Source organism: Pseudoalteromonas sp. S2755 (genome assembly GCF_005886535.1).
GTDB lineage: Bacteria > Pseudomonadota > Gammaproteobacteria > Enterobacterales > Alteromonadaceae > Pseudoalteromonas.
Window position 1 is genome coordinate 34,514 of record NZ_PNDS01000039.1, and the last position, 20,679, is coordinate 55,192.

The 20,679-nt window shown below is 41.5% G+C and carries 21 protein-coding genes; 9 read left to right on the plus strand and 12 right to left on the minus strand.

The genetic code is table 11. From position 1 onward, the window contains the following. Positions 1-61: 61 nt before the first annotated feature. The gene (locus CWC03_RS07915; protein WP_138581291.1) at positions 62-244 is read left to right on the plus strand and encodes a hypothetical protein; all 183 of its coding nucleotides are present in this window, start codon (positions 62-64) and stop codon (positions 242-244) included. On the opposite strand, the gene tadA is transcribed toward CWC03_RS07915, so the two are convergent. Continuing rightward, entirely contained in the window at positions 241-741 is a 501-nt protein-coding gene (tadA, locus tag CWC03_RS07920; RefSeq protein ID WP_138581292.1) for a tRNA adenosine(34) deaminase TadA, read from the minus strand. The two genes, CWC03_RS07915 and tadA, sit on opposite strands and share 4 nt — an antisense overlap. 259 nt (positions 742-1,000) lie before the next feature. Here tadA and CWC03_RS07925 point away from each other — a divergent pair, with 259 nt between their 5' ends. After that, a complete protein-coding gene (locus tag CWC03_RS07925; RefSeq protein WP_138581293.1) occupies positions 1,001-2,305 on the plus strand; it encodes an inosine/guanosine kinase in 1,305 nt (434 codons plus the stop codon). Between the two features lie 90 nt (positions 2,306-2,395). Here CWC03_RS07925 and glsB read toward each other — a convergent pair whose 3' ends face one another. From glsB to rplU, 7 genes are all read right to left on the minus strand, one after another. Beyond that, positions 2,396-3,313: a glutaminase B gene (gene glsB / locus CWC03_RS07930; protein ID WP_138581294.1), complete on the minus strand. Its 918-nt coding sequence runs from the start codon at positions 3,311-3,313 to the stop codon at positions 2,396-2,398. 86 nt (positions 3,314-3,399) lie between these two features. Then, positions 3,400-3,756: a ribosome hibernation-promoting factor, HPF/YfiA family gene (hpf, locus tag CWC03_RS07935; protein ID WP_010374586.1), complete on the minus strand. Its 357-nt coding sequence runs from the start codon at positions 3,754-3,756 to the stop codon at positions 3,400-3,402. Positions 3,757-3,985: 229 nt separating this feature from the next. Beyond that, positions 3,986-4,357 (minus strand): DUF3718 domain-containing protein, encoded by a 372-nt coding sequence (locus CWC03_RS07940; RefSeq protein ID WP_010374584.1) that lies wholly within the window; start codon positions 4,355-4,357, stop codon positions 3,986-3,988. Between the two features lie 79 nt (positions 4,358-4,436). Continuing rightward, on the minus strand, positions 4,437-4,928 hold the full coding sequence (folA, locus tag CWC03_RS07945; RefSeq protein ID WP_349304207.1) for a type 3 dihydrofolate reductase: 492 nt from the start codon (positions 4,926-4,928) through the stop codon (positions 4,437-4,439). Positions 4,929-5,106: 178 nt separating this feature from the next. Continuing rightward, positions 5,107-6,264: an Obg family GTPase CgtA gene (gene cgtA / locus CWC03_RS07950; RefSeq protein WP_138581295.1), complete on the minus strand. Its 1,158-nt coding sequence runs from the start codon at positions 6,262-6,264 to the stop codon at positions 5,107-5,109. A gap of 169 nt (positions 6,265-6,433) precedes the next feature. Next, positions 6,434-6,691 carry a 50S ribosomal protein L27 gene (gene rpmA, locus CWC03_RS07955; RefSeq protein ID WP_125253289.1) on the minus strand — a complete coding sequence of 86 codons (258 nt, stop codon included), beginning with the start codon at positions 6,689-6,691 and terminating at the stop codon, positions 6,434-6,436. Between the two features lie 19 nt (positions 6,692-6,710). Continuing rightward, on the minus strand, positions 6,711-7,022 hold the full coding sequence (rplU, locus tag CWC03_RS07960) for a 50S ribosomal protein L21 (protein ID WP_010374575.1): 312 nt from the start codon (positions 7,020-7,022) through the stop codon (positions 6,711-6,713). A gap of 418 nt (positions 7,023-7,440) precedes the next feature. Here rplU and ispB point away from each other — a divergent pair, with 418 nt between their 5' ends. Further along, positions 7,441-8,412, plus strand: a complete 972-nt coding sequence (gene ispB, locus CWC03_RS07965) for an octaprenyl diphosphate synthase (protein ID WP_138581296.1) — start codon at positions 7,441-7,443, stop codon at positions 8,410-8,412. 48 nt (positions 8,413-8,460) lie between these two features. Here ispB and CWC03_RS07970 read toward each other — a convergent pair whose 3' ends face one another. Further along, positions 8,461-8,733: an oxidative damage protection protein gene (locus CWC03_RS07970; RefSeq protein WP_010379401.1), complete on the minus strand. Its 273-nt coding sequence runs from the start codon at positions 8,731-8,733 to the stop codon at positions 8,461-8,463. A gap of 65 nt (positions 8,734-8,798) precedes the next feature. Further along, positions 8,799-9,860: an A/G-specific adenine glycosylase gene (gene mutY / locus CWC03_RS07975; protein WP_138581297.1), complete on the minus strand. Its 1,062-nt coding sequence runs from the start codon at positions 9,858-9,860 to the stop codon at positions 8,799-8,801. 144 nt (positions 9,861-10,004) lie between these two features. On the opposite strand from mutY, the gene trmB reads away from it, so the two are divergent. The 5 genes from trmB (at position 10,005) to arcA (ending at position 14,970) form a co-directional block, all read left to right on the plus strand. Beyond that, positions 10,005-10,730: a tRNA (guanosine(46)-N7)-methyltransferase TrmB gene (gene trmB, locus CWC03_RS07980; protein WP_138581298.1), complete on the plus strand. Its 726-nt coding sequence runs from the start codon at positions 10,005-10,007 to the stop codon at positions 10,728-10,730. A 79-nt stretch (positions 10,731-10,809) separates the two neighbouring features. Further along, complete coding sequence (locus CWC03_RS07985) at positions 10,810-11,838, plus strand: methyltransferase (protein WP_138581299.1); 1,029 nt, start codon at positions 10,810-10,812, stop codon at positions 11,836-11,838. Between the two features lie 164 nt (positions 11,839-12,002). Beyond that, on the plus strand, positions 12,003-13,625 hold the full coding sequence (locus CWC03_RS07990; protein WP_138581300.1) for a sensor histidine kinase: 1,623 nt from the start codon (positions 12,003-12,005) through the stop codon (positions 13,623-13,625). Beyond that, entirely contained in the window at positions 13,622-14,143 is a 522-nt protein-coding gene (locus tag CWC03_RS07995; protein ID WP_138581301.1) for a YfiR family protein, read from the plus strand. Before CWC03_RS07990 ends, CWC03_RS07995 begins: the two co-directional genes overlap by 4 nt. Before the next feature lie 107 nt (positions 14,144-14,250). Further along, positions 14,251-14,970 (plus strand): two-component system response regulator ArcA, encoded by a 720-nt coding sequence (gene arcA, locus CWC03_RS08000; RefSeq protein ID WP_010379411.1) that lies wholly within the window; start codon positions 14,251-14,253, stop codon positions 14,968-14,970. Between the two features lie 6 nt (positions 14,971-14,976). Here the strand turns inward: arcA and arcB are convergent, their stop codons facing one another. Further along, positions 14,977-17,298: an aerobic respiration two-component sensor histidine kinase ArcB gene (arcB, locus tag CWC03_RS08005; RefSeq protein ID WP_138581302.1), complete on the minus strand. Its 2,322-nt coding sequence runs from the start codon at positions 17,296-17,298 to the stop codon at positions 14,977-14,979. Positions 17,299-17,617: 319 nt separating this feature from the next. Here arcB and folE2 point away from each other — a divergent pair, with 319 nt between their 5' ends. Continuing rightward, a complete protein-coding gene (folE2, locus tag CWC03_RS08010; protein ID WP_138581303.1) occupies positions 17,618-18,538 on the plus strand; it encodes a GTP cyclohydrolase FolE2 in 921 nt (306 codons plus the stop codon). Between the two features lie 197 nt (positions 18,539-18,735). Here folE2 and CWC03_RS08015 read toward each other — a convergent pair whose 3' ends face one another. Beyond that, entirely contained in the window at positions 18,736-20,325 is a 1,590-nt protein-coding gene (locus CWC03_RS08015; RefSeq protein ID WP_138581304.1) for a methyl-accepting chemotaxis protein, read from the minus strand. Positions 20,326-20,679 lie beyond the last annotated feature (354 nt).

Here is a 20,679-nt window from a genome sequence, read left to right on the forward strand (position 1 = left end):
ATTTATACTAAATTTATATCTGGGGAGTTTCCCCAACTAATCTCTCACATTCGGAGGTTCTATGTTGAGAAGACGTCGGAATCATCAATTTAAACGTAACACTAAATACACGTCGCCAAATCGCCGTCGTGTCATGATGAAAAATGCACATCGCAAAATGCTCCTGCGCCATCGTATTTTTGCGCTAATCCAAATGGAAGAGCAAAGGGATGCAAAATCAGCCACAGCGGTAGTACAGCCCTAAGTACTACCGTTTTTCAATTTTTTTGCCGCTTTAATCTCTTGGCGTCTGCGCTTAAAAAATGCAGACAGCTTTTCGCCACATGTCTCACCCAGTACGCCCGATGTAACTTCTAGTTGGTGGTTGAGATTTTCATGTTGTAACAGGTTCATTATCGAACCAGCAGCGCCCGTTTTTGCGTCAGATGCCCCAAACACTACTCTGCTTAAGCGACTATGGACCAGTAAACCGGCACACATAGGACATGGCTCAAGCGTCACATATAAAGTGCAACCAATCAGCCGGTAATTTTCAACGACTTTGCCAGCTTCTCGAATGGCAATCATTTCAGCGTGAGCCGAAGGATCATGACAGATAATTGAACGGTTCCAACCCGCAGCTATCATTTCACCATCTTTCACTACAACAGCGCCGACAGGAATTTCGTTTTCGGCTTCAGCTTTGTCAGCAAAAGCTAACGCCACTTTCATCCAATATTGATCATCTTTTACTTCTGACATGGTAATTTTATTGTCTTCCTCATCTAAAATGGAGTATATCACCTCCAGCAGAGCTCTGGTTAAGCTGCTATTCTTAAATAATCATAGTCACCAATACAGCTGCTTTTATAAGCAAACTCAGGATGTTACCAACATCTTTTTAATATTTTGCGGACATTATTGATAATTTTCGCAATTTTGCCGTGGCTCACAGGGTTGGATTTACGCTATAATTCGCCGCTTTTTTTATTTCGTAAGCTCAAAAACACACGGGTAGAATATGAAATTTCCGGGACGCCGTAGGCATAAACACTATTTTCCGGTGGAAGATAAAGATCCGCTTATTAACCAGTTACACGCTGATGATCGGCTAAAAAGGAGCTATATCTGTGGTATAGATCAAATCGTCGTTGATATCGAAGCGAAAGTGGATCAAGCTTTTCTTGATGAATTCCACTTACAGCGTGGTATGTCACAAGTGATAGACAATGATGTCACCAACGCCCTTTATGATAGGCTAAAACGTGATGACATGATCGACTATGAATTTGCCGGCGGTACCATAGGTAACACCATGCACAACTATTCGGTGCTAGCAGATGACCGCTCAGTCCTACTTGGGGTGATGAGTGAAAACATAAAGATTGGCAGCTACGCCTATAAATTTTTATGTAACACCTCAAGCCGAGTGGATCTGGACTACTTGCAGCCAGTTGATGGTCCCATTGGTCGTTGCTTTACACTTATTGATGATAGTGGTGAGCGTACTTTTGCTATCAGCGCAGGATTAATGAACCACCTACGTCCTGAGTCTATTTGCCAAACGCTTATCGAAGAATCCTCGGCATTAGTGATCAGCGCTTACTTGATGCGTACGAGTGGCGATGAAACCATGACACAAGCGACGATGCAGGCGGTTGAGTATGCCAATAATGCTGGCATACCCGTAGTATTAACACTTGGCACTAAGTTCTTAATTGAACAAGACCCAAAATGGTGGGCTGACTTCGTTGCTAAACATGTTGATATCCTTGCGATGAACGAAGAAGAAGGGGAAGCGATAACAGGCTTTAGCGATCCACTTCTCGCCGCGGATAAAGCATTGGACTGGGTTGACATGGTCATTTGTACTGCGGGCCCTAAGGGGCTATTTATGGCGGGTTATGTTGATGACTGCTGCAAGCGTGTGACTGAATACCCATTACTGCCTGGCGCTATTCCTGAATTTAATCGCTACGAATTCTCACGCGCAATGAAAAAAGCCCAATGTGAGAACCCTATCAGAGCATACAGCCATACCGCTCCTTATATGGGTGGACCAGACATCATCAAGAATACTAATGGTGCCGGTGACTGCGCTCTTGCCGCTGTTCTGCATGATATTTGTGCCAATGAATACCATAAGCTGAATGTACCAAACTCAGCAAAACATGAACAAAGTGCAATTACTTATTCATCGCTGGCACAGATAAGTAAATATGCAAACCGTGCAAGCTATGAGGTGCTCGTTCAGCATTCACCAAGGCTATCTAGAGGCCTACCTGAGCGTGAAGACTCACTAGAGCAATCATACTGGGAACAATAACGCTCCTTAGACCGTTTAAGATTGGTAAAAATAGCGACTACAGTCGCTATTTTTATGTTCTATAACTTGGCTGGTATAAATACCTTGGCTTTAAAAAATAGCAGTACCAAGTTCGTTGGATAGATACTCTAATGCTGCAATCCCAGCCAAAGAATTACCAACTTTATCAAGTCCAGGTGACCATACCGAAATTGTAAAACGGTTAGGTACGATAGCGATTATTGCTCCTCCGACACCCGACTTACCAGGCATCCCTACTCGATAACCAAAGTCACCTGCGGCATCGTAAAGACCACTCGTAAATAACAGCGAGTTCATTTGCTTGGTTTGTTTTTTGGTAAGTATCCGCTGTTTTGATAAGTTGCAATATCCCTGACTAGACAGGTACGAAAATGACTTCGCCAACTCAGTGGTATTCATTTCAATTGCGCAAAAGTTGAAATATGACCACAACACGTCCTCAACTTCATTATTAAAATTACCAAATGACTTCATCAAATAAGCCATCGCCGCATTTCTATACCTGTGATCATACTCAGACTGCGCCACAACCTTATTAATACACAGCTTGTCGTTACCAGACATCGCTCTATAGCTTTCTAGCATGGTATGAATTGGAGCGGATAAACGAGAGTAAAGTGCATCACAAGTTACAATAGCACCTGCATTTATAAAAGGGTTTCTTGGGATACCATTTTCGAACTCAAGCTGAGTTAACGAGTTAAAAGCAGTACCCGAAGGCTCCTTCCCTACCCGACTCCAAAGCTCGTCGCCATAGCGCTGTAACGCCAACGTCAATGTCATTACTTTAGATACTGATTGGATCGTAAATCTAGCTTCAGTATTTCCGGCACTATAAGTTTCGCCATCTACCGTATGCAGTGAAACAGAAAATTGTTCTAATGGCTGCTCAGCTAAAGCGGGAATATAGTTAGCAACTTTGCCTTGGCGTAACAACGGTTGAACTCGCTGCGCAGCCTGTTCTAAAATTTCTTGGTAATTTGGCATATGCTCGTAATTAAGACTAGCTAGGATGATTGAGGAAGTGTATCAAAAAAGGCCCCGTAGGGCCTGATGTTTATCTGAAACTAAGATTATTTCAGCTCCATTTCTTGAATAATCTCATGCGCAATAGGTGGCGTTGTACTCACCGGCTTCTGATGTTTATTGGCTTTTAACTGGCCTTTTCGGTGCTTCAAAGCTGCATCGAGCTTTTTAGACGCTTTAGCAATAGCGGGATACATCACTTCGTCTTCACCTTTTACCGATATTCGGCTACCTGCGTAGTTCGTACTTATCTCCGTGTAAAATTGTTTGTGTTCTTTGCTGACGATGATGTCTAGGGATAACAACGACGGGAAATGGTTAGCGATCTTGGCAAACTTTTCATGAACGTGGTTTTTAACAGCATCGGTTACATCTACGTGATGGCCAGATAAATTAATCTTCATATGCAATCCTTCTTTTGCGTTTACCCTTAACAATAGTATTGGCACGATTGCTCGATTTCTCAAGAGCCTTAGCAGAAATTTATTACAAAAATTGGAAGGAAGCTGATTCTAATCAAAAAAATAAATAAGTAGAATTAGTGAGGCCTTTGATCTCAAATATATATTTATTAGAGCTCAGGCACAAAAAAAGCCCTAATAAGGGCTCTTTCATATTGCGTAAACTTTACAATTAAAGGCCTGCACGCTCTTTGATGACAGCGATCAATGCTGAACCACCGTGGTTTGACTCAGCCCATGCTAAATCTTTACCGTCTTCTAGCGCGCTTTTTGGAATACTTTTAATAATGTACTCGCCCGAATCGACTGCGTTGCTAGCAATTGCATGTCTAAGTAAGTTATTACCGTTGCACTGGATTGCATCGTAAACATTACGCATTTTAAGGCGTGATGTTTTCAAAGCATTACGAATGCGATTTTTATCGTCCGCGGCGATATACTCACATATAGAAAGCGCCAACTGATCGTTTGCACTTACTGGTTTGCTAAAAGAAAAAGCTGCAACAGCGATAGAAGCTGACAGTAGCACGGTAGTTAATTTCATTACACAGACCCTTTAATACTTTATTCGTAGCATATAACTGGCTATATTTTAGCAACCTAAACAATTGTTAGCAAGAAACTCATAGTTTTTTGTTCAGAGTTACGAATTTATAACTATGGTTATTTCTCTCATCAGGTTTGTTACACTCAGTTTCAAGCACTTCCCATTCAGCAACTTGCTCGTAGTCAGGAAATTGAGTATCCCCATCAACTTCTAAATCGATGAAGGTCAAATAGAGCCGCTGAGCATAAGGTAAGAATATGTCATAAATATGACCACCGCCAATTATCATAATTTCGTCACTACCTTCAACTGCACTCAGTGCGGCTTCAGGCGAAGTGACCACTTCTATACCCTCTTTAGTGTAGCCAAGATTTCTAGATATCACTATGTTTCTACGGCCCGGCAGCGGCCTACCAATAGACTCAAATGTTTTTCGACCCATAACTACAGGCTTACCTAGCGTAACCTTTTTGAAATGTTGAAGATCTGCAGGCAAGTGCCACGGCATATCGTTATCTTTTCCGATAACACGGTTATTTGCCATCGCAGCTATCATTGAAATTACCACAACGCACCTTTATAGTATTTTAGTATTAGTTTTCACACACAGTTAGCATGCAAGATGTTTGGTTAGTATATCACCTTCAACACAATTACGGCGAGAATACTGAGTTGAAGTAATATGAGATTCAAAGGGGCATAAAAAAGGCCCATATAATAGGCCTCTAGAGTAAATTCAATGTAACTTAACGCTCGTAAATAACTTCAACATCGTAGTCGTCGTCATCCCAATCATCCCAGTCGTCATCATCGCTCTTATCATTTTTAGTTGCATGTCTGTGGTATGTGTCCCACTTAAATTCAACTTCTTCTTGCTGCTCTTCTTCAAATTTATCTTTTGGCATGCTTTCAAGAAGGTTCATGATATCAAAACACAAAGGCTGTGTATTTAGCTTGTTTGCAGCTGAGATCATGTAAAAATTTTCTGCGTCTAGCTCTTCAGCAATACGGGCGCATACTTCTTCTCTTTCTTCCTCAAGCAACAAATCCACTTTATTTAGCACTAACCAACGAGGCTTTTCCGCTAATTTAGGGCTGTATTGATGCAGTTCGTTAATAATAGCGAAGCCATTCTCAACAGGATCACTACCATCAACCGGCATTACATCAATAATGTGTAATAACACTCGACAGCGCTCTAAGTGCTTTAAGAAACGAATACCAAGACCCGCACCGTCCGCAGCACCTTCGATTAGCCCTGGGATATCAGCAATTACAAATGACTTGCTCGCTTCAGGTCTCACAACACCTAAGTTAGGCACTAGTGTGGTAAATGGATAGTCAGCGACCTTTGGTTTAGCAGCAGATACACTGCGAATAAATGTAGATTTACCAGCATTTGGCAGCCCTAATAAGCCGACGTCTGCAAGCAGCATTAATTCTAGGCGAAGGTTACGAACTTCACCTTGAGTACCTAGCGTTTTCTGTCTTGGTGCACGATTCGTACTTGACTTAAAACGCGTATTACCAAGACCATGGTACCCACCTTTCGCTACGATCAGCTTTTGTCCATGCTTGGTCAAATCACCTAAACACTCTTCAGTATCAACATCAGTCACTCTTGTACCAACTGGTACTTTAAGTACTAAGTCCTGGCCTTTCTTACCGGTGCAGTTTCGGCCTTGACCATTAGTGCCGCGCTCGGCTCGGTGAAAGCGTTCAAATTGATAGTCGATAAGCGTATTTAAGTTTTCATCAGCCTCAAGGAATACACTCCCGCCATCACCGCCATCACCTCCGTCTGGGCCACCATCTGGCACAAACTTTTCGCGGCGGAATGAAACGACACCACTGCCTCCATCTCCGGCTTCCGCTCTAATCTCTACTTCATCGACAAACTTCATGGTTTAAACTCTTTAACTCTGCCTGAATTCACTACATCATTATAGCAGCAGCGACAAATCGCTCCTAATACCAATTGTATTAATACGCCTTGATATAGCTAATTTGGTAATTGATGTGCTGAAAACAAAAAACCCCGCCTAAGCGGGGTTTTTTAGTATTTAATACCGATTACTCAGCAACGATGCTAACGTATTTACGGTTTAAAGGACCTTTCTGCTCAAAAACAACTTTACCGTCTGCTTTTGCGAAGATTGTGTGGTCTTTACCGATACCTGCGTTAGTACCTGCGTGGAAACGTGTACCACGCTGACGAACGATGATGTTACCCGCTAAAACTGACTCGCCACCAAAACGTTTAACACCTAAGCGTTTACTTTCTGAATCGCGACCGTTACGAGTACTACCAGCTGCCTTCTTATGTGCCATCTCTCTGTACCTCTAAAAATTAAGCGCTAATGCCAGTGATTTTAACTTCAGTGAACCACTGACGGTGGCCCATCTGCTTACGAGAATGCTTACGACGTCTAAACTTAACAATCTTAATCTTCTCGCCACGACCGTGAGATACAACTTCAGCTGTAATTTTACCACCGTTAACAAACGGTGCACCGATCTCGATCTTTTCACCATCAGCAATTAGAAGTACTGAATCAAATTCAACTGCTGCACCAGTTTCAACGTTTAGCTTTTCTAAACGAATTGTTTGACCTTCAGTCACACGGTGCTGTTTACCACCACTTTGGAAAACCGCGTACATAATTAACTCCGTCTGTGCGCCCTCAAATCGACGCAACTTAATATTCTTCAATAGGGCGCGAAGTTTACGCTAATGCGTATCTTGGCGCAAGAGTAAATTTGAAGAAAGTGAATAAAATTTAGCTCGTATGAGGGCAATAAAATATTTTCCCCTATTCTAGTCAAAAAAATGTCAAAGCCAAGCTCTTTTTTCTCTCAATTCATCAGACAATAAGCGAATCTATAGTTTACCTAATATAGTACCAAAATGAGAATTCACCGTACCTATTTCAGCCTTTACGCAACCATTAAAAGCACAAAAAGTAAGCATAAAAACGTTTTTTTATAAGCAACTACGACAATTTATCGAGTCGATGATTTTTTTGTAGTACAATCGCCAAGTTTATTCATTTTCGGTTAATAGATTGGCTCGGAGCGCAATGGATATAAAAACTATCCAAAATTTGGTTGAGCAAGATATGCTTGACGTCAACCAACTTATTCATAAACAAATGCAATCTGATGTTGCACTTGTAAAACAGCTAGGTTTATACATTGTAAATAGCGGAGGAAAACGTATCCGCCCAATGTTAGCCCTTTTGGCCGCGCGAGCATTAGGTTACGAAGGTGATAAACATATCACGCTAGCGACAATTGTAGAGTTTATTCACACAGCAACTTTACTCCATGATGACGTGGTTGATGAGTCGGCGCTGCGCCGTGGAGAACCAACCGCAAATGCAGAATTTGGAAATGCGGCAAGCGTATTGGTTGGTGATTTTATCTACACTCGCTCGTTCCAGTTGATGGTTGGTCTTGGAAATATGGAAGTCATGCAGATCCTAGCGGATGCAACCAATATTATCGCTGAGGGCGAAGTGTTACAGCTAATGAACTGTAATGACCCAGATACAACCGAAAAGAGTTATATGCAGGTTATTTACAGTAAAACGGCAAAGCTATTTGAAGCTGCTACTTTACTACCCGCTGTAGTGTTACAGCAATCAGACGAAATTAAAACAGCACTCAAGCTCTACGGTATGCATTTAGGCACAGCCTTCCAGCTTGTAGACGATATTCTTGACTATAGTGCTAACGCAGAGTTGCTGGGCAAGAATATTGGCGATGACCTCGCCGAGGGGAAACCTACGCTTCCACTTATTTATGCGATGCAGCATGCAAATGCCCAGCAAACAGCCCAGATCAGAACAGCAATAGAAAGTGGTAATGGACTTGATTATCTTGAAGATATTTTAGCAACACTAGCCGAGACCAAAGCACTTGACTTCACGATGGCCAAAGCCCAAGAAGAAGCCCAAAAAGCAATTGCACAATTGAGCGTTTTACCTGATTCAGTACATAAAGAAGCGCTTATAGGACTAGCTAAACTTTCTGTGGATAGAGAGTATTAATTGTCCCCTAGCAGTTTATGAGCTATAAAAAGGTCGCTGATGCGACCTTTATTTTTCTGGTGGTCTGTAGCCTTCAATTTCGACTTCTTTATCTTCAAACAAAAAGCCGACCATCTGCTCTTCAAGCATTTGCCTATGCTCAGGATCCATCATATTAAGATGCTTTTCGTTAATTAGCATGGTTTGCTTATGTTGCCATTGCTGCCAAGCTTCTTTGGAGATATTATTAAATATACGTTCACCAACTTCTCCTGGATACAGTTGAAAATCCAGTCCAGGCGCTTCCTTTTGTAACTTTTGACAAAATACCGTACGTGCCATGAGTATCTACCTCTTCAATTTTAATCGTGCACTCAATGAGAGTCAGCACCAGTGATAGTGTCAGTTTACCCTATTGCGGTTAATACTTTAACCAACTTTTTAGTCGGTGCAGCGAGCCCAACCTCTGGCGGGTTATGAGTATCGAACCACAACAGTTGCTGATCATGTACACAATCTGGCATGCTTTTTACTTCCACAACCACGGGGGTAATAGTTAACTCAAAATGCGTAAAAATATGCACAAAGGGTTCAAGTGTATTTGTACATTCAAGTTTAAGTTCTTGCTGCTTAATAAACTCGTCTAATTCATTTCGCTCTGCAAACTCAAAAAAGCCGAATAACCCACCCCATATTCCACTTGAAGGGCGCTTCTCCATCAGCACTTTATCACCACATTTAATTATTAAGTGGTGAGTACGCTTTTTTGGTTTCTCTTTCTTGGGTTTGGGATTGGGAAATTCTTTAACACGATTATTTTTGAACGCCGAACATTCCTCAACAAGTGGGCAAACATCACAGTTTGGTTTACTTCTAGTACACACGCCTGAACCTAAATCCATCATAGCCTGATTAAACGCTCTTACATCACCGCTTGGCGTGACGGCATCACTCAAAGACCATAACTGATTTTCGACCTTTTTTACTCCGTACCAGCCCTCAACCATATAAAACCGAGCCAGTACCCGCTTAACATTACCATCGAGTATCGGATGATGCTGACCAAGCGCAAGAGAGAGTATCGCGCCTGCGGTAGAGCGACCAATGCCCGGTAAGTCCATCACCGCTTCTAACGTTCGTGGGAATTCACCGTTATAGCTATCTCTGACCACCTTTGCAGCTTTATGAAGGTTCCTTGCTCTGGCGTAATAACCAAGCCCAGTCCAATGGTGTAATACTTCATCTTCCGGTGCATCGGCCAATGCAATTACTGTTGGGAAGCGCGCCATAAAGCGCTCAAAATAAGGAATAACTGTAGTTACTTGAGTTTGCTGTAACATCACCTCAGAAATCCATACTTTATACGGTGTTTTTCCGAGTTGCCACGGCAGTGTTTTTCTACCATGAAGGTGATACCAAGACACAACTTGCTCACCAAACCATTTAGCTTGTTGCTGGCTAACTTTCATAAACCTGACTAGTACTTGCTACAAAAGCCGCCAGTGTAATCACAATTGCTTTAATAGTCACCACGTAAAATTTCACTCTATACTTGTTTATTGCCAACTGAATGACGATAATGTGCGACCAATTTCACGAGCATAGAAATGACCATGAACGAATCAAGCAAAAGTGCGCTCGAACAGGCGCAGGAAGAAGGCAAGTACATCAGAAAAGTGCGTAGCTTTGTTAAGCGTGAAGGACGTCTTACTAAAGGCCAAGCAGCATCGCTAGAAAAGTGCTGGCCAACGATGGGACTGGAGCATCAGCAAGGCTTACTAGACTTTACACAAGTATTTGGCAACAGCAATGAAGTCGTTCTTGAGATTGGATTTGGTATGGGTAAGTCGCTCGTTGAGATGGCAAAAAATAACCCACAACAAAACTTTATTGGCATAGAAGTACACCGTCCAGGTGTAGGTGCTTGCTTGATGGATGCAGATGAACAGGGCATCACTAACTTACGTGTTTTTGAACATGATGCAGTTGAAATCTTAGCGGATTGTATCGCAGATGGCAGCCTTGCTAAATTACAGCTATTCTTCCCTGATCCATGGCATAAAAAACGTCACCACAAACGTCGTATTGTACAACTGGAATTTGCTGAAAAAATACGCCAAAAGCTTAAAGTAGGTGGCGTGTTCCATATGGCAACTGACTGGGAAAATTATGCCGAGCATATGCTTGAAGTGATGAGTGCAGCTCCTGGCTATAAAAACCAGTCGCAAAGCAATGACTATGTTCCTCGCCCAGATTTTAGACCGCTTACTAAGTTTGAACAACGAGGCCATCGTTTAGGTCATGGCGTTTGGGACTTAATGTTCGAGCGTATTAGCTAAACAACCCCTCTTTATTATGGAGCGGCTCAACAAGCTGCTTCATGCCCATCTATTTGAGTACATTCACTAGGAGCTAGCGTTGCAGTTTACCAACCCGAGTTTATTACTACTTCGTAACGAAGAAGAGCTTATTGCCAACAATATTCTGGTTATTAACCATCAGCGCGATGGCTTCCTACGTGAATTAAAAGCGCTTAATCCAAATTCGACAATTCATGCGTTTAGTTTCGATTTTGCAGACCACCTGCACGCCGATAAAGTCGCCGATGTTAAGAGCTATGTAGATCATCAACTACCCCAACTACAGGACATTGATTTAGTTATTTATTATTACCCTAAGTCAAAACCCGAAGCGCAAATGGTATTTGATAATATCCGCCGCTTGAGCACAGCTGAAACTAGGTTACTCGTTGTTGGCGAAAACAAAAGTGGGGTGAAGAGTGCGGAGAAACAACTTAAAGATCACGCCGCACACTGTTATAAATTAGAAAGCGCAAAACACTGCATTTTATATGAATTTGATAAGCTTACTGCCAACCCAAGTTTTGATGTAAGCCATTATGTACAGACATTTTCGGTGCGTATCGCCAAAACCGAGTTTACTGCCGCAAGTTTGCCTGGTGTATTTAATCATGGGAAACTCGACGCTGGTACTCAACTATTACTAGAAAATGTCACCCTTCCCTATAAAGGTAAAGTGTTAGATTTTGGCTGCGGTGCAGGGCTTATTGCCTGCTACGCCTTATTGAACAGCCCAACACTTAAATTCACCTGTTTAGATGTCAATGCACTTGCACTGTTTGCCACGCAGCAGACCCTAGCTTTAAACAACCTCAGTGCAACCTTGCTACTTAGCGATGGTTTGAATGAATTGAGCGGTAAATTCAACCTTATTTTGAGCAACCCTCCATTTCATACGGGCCTTTCAACAGATTATGATATTGCAGAGCAATTTCTACATAACATCAAGCGTCATATGGATACCAAGTCTAATATTCAGCTGGTTGCCAATAGCTTCTTAAAATACCCTCCTATTTTAGAAGCTCAGTTTGAACAGTTTGAGGTTGTCACTAAAAACACTAAATTCGCCATCTACAAAGCGCAATAGTTTACTAACTCTAAGGTTTACTTGCCTATATCAGGTAAACCTTAACTCAACCCCACCTTTTATCTTTTCATTTTCAAAGATTTGCTCTACTTTATTATAATGAGTTATTGGATCTCAAAAGCTCTGTAGCCACAGCTAAGGCTGATCATACAGCTGGAATAAGAATGAGTAAGCAATTAACAAAAACAAGCATAAGAAAAGTATTGATCAGCGCAGTGATGCTTGTAACCGCGCTGTGCCTCTCTTTATCCATATCTATTTCCACTTACCTCGATGTAAAAGAACAAAAACAACTTATCATCAACAAAATAGAGATGATAGCCGACATCGTTGCGTTCAACTCTCAGATCACAATTTTATTCGATGATCGGAAAACCGAAGATGCACGCCTTAAGTCTTTCCAAAATGTAGATATCATCAAAAATATCCATATTTATGCTATGGATGATGTAACCAATAGTCCGGTATTTTTCACCAGCTATAATGCTAGTCGTACGCCGCCAGTGCCACTCAAAGTGAATCAAATAGAGGAGTTAAAAATCCCGAAGGTCTCGGAAGATTATATTGAATTGATTAAACCTGTAATTTATGAGGGCAATATTGAAGGTTACGTTTATGTTCGCGGGGGACTTGAGCGGCTTTCTAACTATATTAATAAAAAAATACTGGTAGATATTGCACTCACCTTGTTTGTCCTTGTTCTTGTTTTACTCGTATCTAGGGGGATCCAAAAGCGCATCGCTACGCCAATTGAAGAACTTTCCTCACTACTGCAAGACGTTTCCAAAAATCATAATTATAGTGCCAGAGCGCCAGGCAGCAATATCTCAGAATTAAATGTACTGGCTAATAACTTAAATATTATGCTTGCGCGCACCGAAAACCAGCTTGAGCGTCATAAAGCCGATAAGCAAGAAATAAAACAACTAAATCAGAGCTTAGAAGAAAAAGTGAATCAGCGCACGATTGCCCTACGAGAAGCCAATCAAGAATTACTGAACGCTTTAGAGCGAATGCATCAATACCAGAACCAAATCATCGAGAACGAAAAAATGGCCTCGCTGGGGCAAATGGTGGCCGGTGTTGCCCACGAGGTAAATACCCCTATCGGTTTGGGGATCACAGGTTCTACGCTGTTAAGAGATAAATTATCCGATATTCGCGAAGCGTTTCAAACAAAGTCTCTGACTTCCAAGCAGTTAGAGCGCTTTGTTAGCGATGGAATTGAAAATCTTGATCTCATCTACCGCAACCTAAACCGAGCGGCTGAGCTAGTTTCTAGCTTTAAACGCCTTGCCGTAAGTCAAGATCTGGAAGTGAACTCACGAATAGATTTGTCAAACCTACTTACTGAAGTCGTAGCATCTATGCGAGCTGAACTCTCCACAAAGCAACCTGAAGTGACTATTGACTGTGACTCTGGACTTGCAATCGAAAGTAAAGCAGGACCATTACAACAAGTGCTAGAGCAGCTTATATCTAATTCCTTACTCCACGGCTTTAAAGACCAACAAAACAATTCCATTTCAATTACTGTGAAACCATCAATGGGACAACTTGCTATTGAATATGCGGACAACGGAATGGGTGTACCCAAAGCAATTAAAAAACGCATCTTCGATCCGTTTGTTACAACTCGTAGAGGTGAGGGAGGAAGCGGCCTAGGTATGCACTTGGTTTATAACCTAGTAACCCAAGCACTGGGAGGCTCGATCACTTTAGATGAAGAGTTTAGCCAAGGAGCTAAATTTATTATAACTCTTCCTCTTTCGGGTAATCTAAAATGAGGTTGATTAATCTAGTTATTTTGCTTTTATTTGTCTCGGTAAATACAACTGCAAAGTCACCAGACCAAGTTCGTTCTGCTTTTCTCTATCAGATGGCAAAATTCGTCGAGTTTCCCGACGAAAATACAAAGACTAGTATTCAATTTTGCTTCTATTCACTTAAGTCAGGACCAGCTTCTGAACTAAAAAGTGCAACAAAGCTAAATGTGCGAGGTAAACCAATTAAGCTCGTAGAAGCAAAAAAAACGTGGAGTTATAGGGAACTTTCCAGTGCTTGCGATATCACATACATTGATGAAACTAGCGAAAATGATATACTGTCCGCTTGGACCGATACAATAGAGTCAAACATGTTGACCGTGGGCGAAAGTATTGAGTTTTTAGAAAGAGGCGGGATTGCTTCTTTGGTCCAAGAAGGGAGCAAAATTCGACTGTATATAAATAAGCAAGCACTAGAAAAACAGTACTTCATCGTGCGCTCAAGGCTGCTTGCCGTATCCAAGTTTCATCCCAACTGATTTTACTTGTTAACAATTGGATAAGCTCCTATAATCTTAAATATTCGGATTTATTATATAAGTCCGGACACATTGTAAATTATATATTCCGAAAAGGTTAATTAATAATGCAAACGCCAGTCATTCTAATTGTAGAGGATGAAGACGTAACTCGACTGAACCTCGTTAGTTTATTTGAAGCGGAAGGTTACAAAGTAATCGAAGCCATTGATGGCGATGACATGCATGACAAGTTGACATCAAATGATGATGTAAACCTTGTAATCATGGATATCAACCTTCCTGGTAAAAATGGTTTAATTTTGGCGCGTGAATTACGCCAGAAGAAAAACATCGGCCTTATTTTCCTAACAGGTCGTGACAATGATGTTGACCGCATTCTTGGTCTTGAGATTGGTGCTGATGATTACATCACAAAACCATTTAATCCGCGTGAACTAACGATTCGTGCTCGCAACCTAATCTCTCGTACTGGCACGTCTGCAGAAGAGTCAACAATTGATAGCAACGGCGTTATTACTTTTAATGGTTGGGAGTTAGATGAAAACAGTCGCTGTTTAACATCTCCAACAGGCGATTCAAAGCGTCTACCAAAAGGTGAATATCGTGCACTTCGTCTAATGCTAGATTCGCCGGGCCGCATTTTTAGCCGTGAGCAGCTTATCAAGCACATGACTGGTCGTGAACTTCGCGCAAATGACCGTACTGTTGACGTTACTATTCGTCGTATTCGTAAGCATTTCGAAACTGATAACAATACACCTGAATTGATTAGTACAATTCACGGTGAAGGTTACCGTTTCATTGGTAAACTCGACGCTCAATAATCGTTTTTACTGATCTTCAGCGAGTTTTGCAATTAATGGATGAAGGGCTTCTTGCCCTTCTTCTATTTTTTTCTCTAACTCATAAACCCAATTCAATAGCGTCTCTTCTTCTTTACCTTCTGAACCTAATTCCATTTTCTTTGCTTGTAATTGAGCAAGTTGCAACCCTACCGAACCAGCAGCACCTTTAACTTTATGTGCAACCGCAGCATATTCCTCGATATCATTTTGTGCCACCGCCTCTCTGAGCTCTTGACAGTACTTAGGGTTGAGCTTAGTAAATAGGTCACAGCTTCTTTGGAATGCAGCAGCCCCCATAGACTCAACAAAGTCGCAAATGGTCTCTATATCTAAATCGGAGTATTCAGGTTGTGATAACGCTTCTCGAATATCGATACTTTGTTTGTTTTTCTGTGCCTCAATTCCAAATAACTCAGCGAGCATTTTGTCGAGCTTAGTCGTATTTATTGGTTTAGCTAAAGCTCCCTGAACACTAATACCCTCAAGCTCTTGCTCGGCGCTTCTAACGTTTGCGGTTAAGGCAACAATTGGTAAGTGATCAAAGTGGCTGTCTTCTCTTATTTGTCGCGCGACAACATCACCATTGATATCCGGTAGCTGCATATCCAAGAGAATGAGATCTAGGTCATCCTCAGTTTCAACAAACGAGAGAGCATCCTCGCCTGTTTCAGCCCAAATAACTTCATGCCCTCGCTGTTCTAATAGATTTGTTGCAATTTCAGCGTTTAACGGCACATCCTCAACAAGTAAAATGTACAAGCTTCTACCAGCATAACTTTGTTCTTTCGGTGCATTACATAGTTGTAACGGGATCTCAACATCAAAACGACTACCTTTACCTTCTTGGCTAGTGACCGCTATCGTTCCTTTCATAGCCTGAACTAGAGCTTTAGTAACCGCAAGGCCAATGCCCGAGCCGATTGCATTGCTACCCGATGCATCAGGAGCCTTGTAGTACATCTCAAAGATCCGCTCAAGCTGATCTTCAGATATCCCCATCCCCGTATCTATAACGCTAATTGTCAGCCATGGCCCATCATCTCGATTCTCACGGCGACATTCCAGCGTAACATTGCCCTTGTGGGTAAACTTCACTGCATTATTAATTAGATTCCAGAGTACCTGACGTAGACGTGTCGGATCGAGTAATGCATAAACATCTAAGATTCCAGAACGATTGATAGTAAATTCTAAACCCTTTTGGTCAGCAATTAGGCCTGCAAAGTTGACCACATCGTTTATAAAATCAGAGACATTGATACTGTCTGTTGCTATATCTAACTGCTCTCTGTCAATTTTATCTAAATCAATGATGTCGTTAAAAATATTGCCAAGCGTTTCTGCACTTGAAAACACGGTATTACACCAGCTTTTTTGTTGCGCAGTCAGATCGGTGTCTAACATCATGCGTGTCAGACCAACAATACCATTAAGCGGAGTTCTTAATTCATGACTTAGCGTAGCAATAAACTTACCCTTATCTTTATACGCGGTTTCTAACGCCTGCTCAGCTTCTTTACGACTGGTAATATCACGACCAAAGGCCAACAAGCCTATATATTCGCCTTTATCATTGATAAATGGCAGCTTGCGCATTTCAAACCAACGAGGTTCGCCTTCAACTGGATACTCTACGTCAAGTGTTAATGGTTGCTGTGTTTCTGATACCTGACTATCTGTTTCAAGTACTTTTGGAAGATATTGCTCTGAATATATTTGTTCGACTGATTTACCAATTAGTTCTTCACTGCTTTTGCCCATCACTAATTCGAACATCTTATTACAGCCTGCGAATACACCGTTTTCATCGCGGTAATAGAACAGATCAGGAGATGAATCAACAATGCTTCGTAGTAACATACCTTGCTGCGCAAGTTCTTGTTGGGTCTTTTTACGTTCTGCAATTTCTTTTCTTAATTCATCTATCGCGCGATGTTTAGCATGCAGAGCAATTTTACGCTCGTCAATCTCACTATTTAAACGGTTAATATTGTCTTTTAGCGTTTGGTTCAGCATCTTTTCTTGTTGTGTTGCCGACTCCAAATAGGCCTTGGATGAATGTACCTCCCGCATTGCAGCAACGGACATCATGATGAGAGCCGGTGCAATAACAGCGGTTAAGAAAAAGAGTGCCGATATATCGACAATTTCAACTACACCTAATGCAACATAGTAAAACATGCAAGATAGAATAACTGCAACGAAGAGCGTAAAAGCATAAGCGATTGCAAATGCTCGCTTGTTACCGTATTTTTCTACCAAGTTTGATAAAATTCGAGCCCATGAGCCAAACGAATTTTCTGTCATATTATTACTTCACCATTGTTAAACACTTGTCAGGCAAGTTTATATTCTACCGCTTGAGCCTGACTGAATTGCTTTTCAAGCCCTCAAAGTAAATATTATACAAAAGCCCTAGTAATAAGCGAGTATAGAAATTGCTAGGTCAGATCATTCACTCGATTTCACACACTAAGCGGAACGTTAGATAACGAAAATGAGACTCTGTATCACTAAATGCACAAATCATCTAATTTAGTGCGGATAGATTTAAGCGCACCATCCCAACTTAATCTGATTTCGTGTAATATGCCCGTTTTTTAAGTCGTGAGAAAAGAGAGCGTCGATGCAAAATAACATGCCAGACATTGCACACAGTGCTAGTGCGTTACAAACAGGAACTTTAGACTGGGTAGGCATGGGTAACATAGAGTTGCCTTTAGTATTAGAAAGCAAAGGCCTAAATCAAGTTACTGTTACAGCTAAAGCCGATGCTTTTGTTAATTTGCAAAAAGAAGACGCAAAAGGCATTCACATGTCACGCCTCTTTCTTGCCCTTGACACACTTTCTTGTGAGCAAGTACTTACACCAAAAACTCTAAAGCAGTTGTTAGATAACTTTTTAAGTACGCATAGCGACTTAAGTACAGGTGCAAAAATAACACTGCAGTTTGAATTGCCTATCAGACGCCCTTCGCTTTTAAGCAAAAAAATGGGATGGAAATCATACCCAATTACCCTTGATGCGACCTTGATAAATGGTATTTACAAGCTAGAACTGGCGCTTGACGTTGCTTACTCATCGACTTGCCCCTGTTCAGCAGCGCTGTCTCGTCAACTTATCCAAAACGCTTTCCAACAAGCTTTTGATGGTAAACAATTAGACTTCCATAGTGTGCATGACTGGCTAGGTAGCACAGAAGGGATCGTTGCAACACCCCACTCTCAGCGCTCGATTGCAAATATAAAAGTTAAGCTTACGAATAATAGTACTGAGTTTGAGATTTTGGATCTGATCGAGTTAGTTGAAAACCAGTTGAAAACTCCCGTTCAGGCCGCAGTAAAACGAGAAGATGAACAAGAGTTTGCGCGCCTAAATGGCCAAAACCTAATGTTTTGTGAAGATGCAGCAAGGAAGTTAAAGGCATTGCTAAACCAGCAAACTTATTTAGATTTCTATGTGAAGATAAACCATTATGAATCTCTTCATGCTCATGACGCAGTAGCTTATGCTGTGAAAGGGGTTAAAGACGGCTACAGCGTTTAATTATAGCAATTGTATTAAGTAAATGAGCTACTTTTAACGGCGCCAATATGGTATTCCACCCTCAAATTGGTTGGAGAATTAATGCAATTGGTATTAGGTCCGCGCCGTTGGCGACTATGATTGATCAGAGCTAGATAGCTCTGATCAATCTCCTCCAATACACAACGAAGTAAGCGCCGTATTACTTTAAGTTACACTCAACGATGGGTACTATTTAACTTTCGAATAAACTGCTCGACAAGCACCTCTTGATTTTCTAAAGCCTGCTCTGTGTTTTTCATCGTTTCATGCGTTTTACGCGCACTTTTCATAGACTCATCCGCAAGACCCGAAATTGTCACAGCATTTGCGTTAAGTTCATTAGAAACACTCGACATCTCTTCTGTCGATGTTGCAATTTGATAGTTCAAGCCTGATATTTCATTGACTATTGTGTTGATTGTTTCAAGACTCACCTTAGTACCTTCTGCCTTTACTACACATTCAGAGGAACGCTCTACTCCGCTTTGAATGGCAGTAACCGCCCGTTCTGCTCGTTGCCTCAGATCGGCAATAATACCATTAATCTCGGCTGTCGAATCTTGTGTCCTTTGCGCAAGCGCTCTCACCTCATCAGCAACAACCGCAAACCCTCTGCCTTGCTCACCTGCTCGTGCAGCCTCTATAGCGGCATTTAAAGCAAGTAAATTGGTTTGCTCGGAGATCCCACGGATCACATCGACAACCCCTTCGATGTTAACTGTTTGCGCATTAAGATCTTCTATATCTTTTTGCGTGCGAGATAACTCTTCCGATAAGGCATAATTATTTTCCATATTGTCATCAACGGCTTTGTTGCCTTTCACAACGGACTCAAGCGCCGCTTCGGATTGCTGCGCTGCATTGTTAGTATTAGAAGCTATTTCACCAATCGACACTGACATCTGATTAATAGCCGTCGCTAAAGAGCCTGTTTGCGCTTGCTGTCGATTTAAAATATCAGAACTCGTTTTGCATTCTTGCATCGTTTTGGTTGCGTACTCTGAAACGGTGGCACTAGCATCTTTAACACGCCCAAGCACAGCCCGAAGCTCAGATTCTCTAGCGAGTAAAGCAAGCTCAATAGATGCAACATCATTAACCTTATTAAGATACACTTTTTGCATCAGAGGGTTATTGTATACCTTCTTTGCTTTTTCGCTGAGCGATCGCACTGGAGCAAGGCGAGAATAAGTAATAAATAAAACAGCAAGAGTAAGCAGAGTTTCAGCGATGTAATTCCAAGGTGATGATAAGGTTGAAATCAACATAGTTAAGGCATAGAAAACAATAATTATTGCCATCATTTGAGCTGACAAAGACCAAGAGGCTCGAGTAAACTTACTTGGTGACACACCGTTATTTAAATCAGTGTAGATTTCCTCTGCACGGTTAACGACCTCCCGACTCGGCTTTGTCCTCACTGATTGATACTCGACAGTCTTACCAGCTGCATCTTTAATAGGTGTGACAAAAGCATTAACCCAATAGTGATCGCCATTCTTGCAGCGGTTTTTAACCATCCCCATCCAAGGTTTACCCGCCTCGATATAATCCCATAGATTCTTGAAAGCGGCTTTAGGCATTGTTGGGTGCCGAACGATATTATGAGGCTTCCCCTCTAACTCGCTAAGTGAAAACCCTGCAACTTCACAAAACTGTGAATTTGCATACTTTATCTGACCTTTTACATTTGTCGTTGAAAGTAGGTTGTAAGAACTTGGATAATCATTCTCTTTTCCTGTGTGATCAGCTCTACCTTTTGTCATAGCTCGCTCTCGATTAAAAAGGGCAATAGATAATAAATTATTACTTTCTTAAAAATCGTAAGAAATTTCACAGGAAGGCCGAATGGAGCTCATAGTGAAACATGATTTGATACCAACTTACTTTGTTAATTGATCTATTTTGAAGAAGCAAGTATTAAGACAGGTTGGTATGAATATTTAACGAACAACAGAAAGTTAATATAAAAGTTAGCAGAGTTCTGAGCTTAAACAACTAAGAGAATGAGAAATGAATATGATGAGAATAGAAAATTGAAAGTGAATGGCGTCCCCTAGGGGATTCGAACCCCTGTTACCGCCGTGAAAGGGCGGTGTCCTAGGCCTCTAGACGAAGGG

Coding starts and splice junctions, on each gene's coding strand:
- glsB (WP_138581294.1), bottom strand. CDS start 3,313: ATGCCAAATTACCAAGAAATTTTAGAACAGGCTGCGCAGCGAGTTCAA.
- folE2 (WP_138581303.1), top strand. CDS start 17,618: ATGCAAAATAACATGCCAGACATTGCACACAGTGCTAGTGCGTTACAA.
- CWC03_RS08015 (WP_138581304.1), bottom strand. CDS start 20,325: ATGACAAAAGGTAGAGCTGATCACACAGGAAAAGAGAATGATTATCCA.
- tadA (WP_138581292.1), bottom strand. CDS start 741: ATGTCAGAAGTAAAAGATGATCAATATTGGATGAAAGTGGCGTTAGCT.
- CWC03_RS07970 (WP_010379401.1), bottom strand. CDS start 8,733: ATGGCACGTACGGTATTTTGTCAAAAGTTACAAAAGGAAGCGCCTGGA.
- CWC03_RS07990 (WP_138581300.1), top strand. CDS start 12,003: ATGAGTAAGCAATTAACAAAAACAAGCATAAGAAAAGTATTGATCAGC.
- trmB (WP_138581298.1), top strand. CDS start 10,005: ATGAACGAATCAAGCAAAAGTGCGCTCGAACAGGCGCAGGAAGAAGGC.
- rplU (WP_010374575.1), bottom strand. CDS start 7,022: ATGTACGCGGTTTTCCAAAGTGGTGGTAAACAGCACCGTGTGACTGAA.
- CWC03_RS07995 (WP_138581301.1), top strand. CDS start 13,622: ATGAGGTTGATTAATCTAGTTATTTTGCTTTTATTTGTCTCGGTAAAT.
- cgtA (WP_138581295.1), bottom strand. CDS start 6,264: ATGAAGTTTGTCGATGAAGTAGAGATTAGAGCGGAAGCCGGAGATGGA.
- CWC03_RS07940 (WP_010374584.1), bottom strand. CDS start 4,357: ATGAAATTAACTACCGTGCTACTGTCAGCTTCTATCGCTGTTGCAGCT.
- rpmA (WP_125253289.1), bottom strand. CDS start 6,691: ATGGCACATAAGAAGGCAGCTGGTAGTACTCGTAACGGTCGCGATTCA.
- hpf (WP_010374586.1), bottom strand. CDS start 3,756: ATGAAGATTAATTTATCTGGCCATCACGTAGATGTAACCGATGCTGTT.
- arcB (WP_138581302.1), bottom strand. CDS start 17,298: ATGACAGAAAATTCGTTTGGCTCATGGGCTCGAATTTTATCAAACTTG.
- CWC03_RS07925 (WP_138581293.1), top strand. CDS start 1,001: ATGAAATTTCCGGGACGCCGTAGGCATAAACACTATTTTCCGGTGGAA.
- mutY (WP_138581297.1), bottom strand. CDS start 9,860: ATGAAAGTTAGCCAGCAACAAGCTAAATGGTTTGGTGAGCAAGTTGTG.
- CWC03_RS07915 (WP_138581291.1), top strand. CDS start 62: ATGTTGAGAAGACGTCGGAATCATCAATTTAAACGTAACACTAAATAC.
- ispB (WP_138581296.1), top strand. CDS start 7,441: ATGGATATAAAAACTATCCAAAATTTGGTTGAGCAAGATATGCTTGAC.
- arcA (WP_010379411.1), top strand. CDS start 14,251: ATGCAAACGCCAGTCATTCTAATTGTAGAGGATGAAGACGTAACTCGA.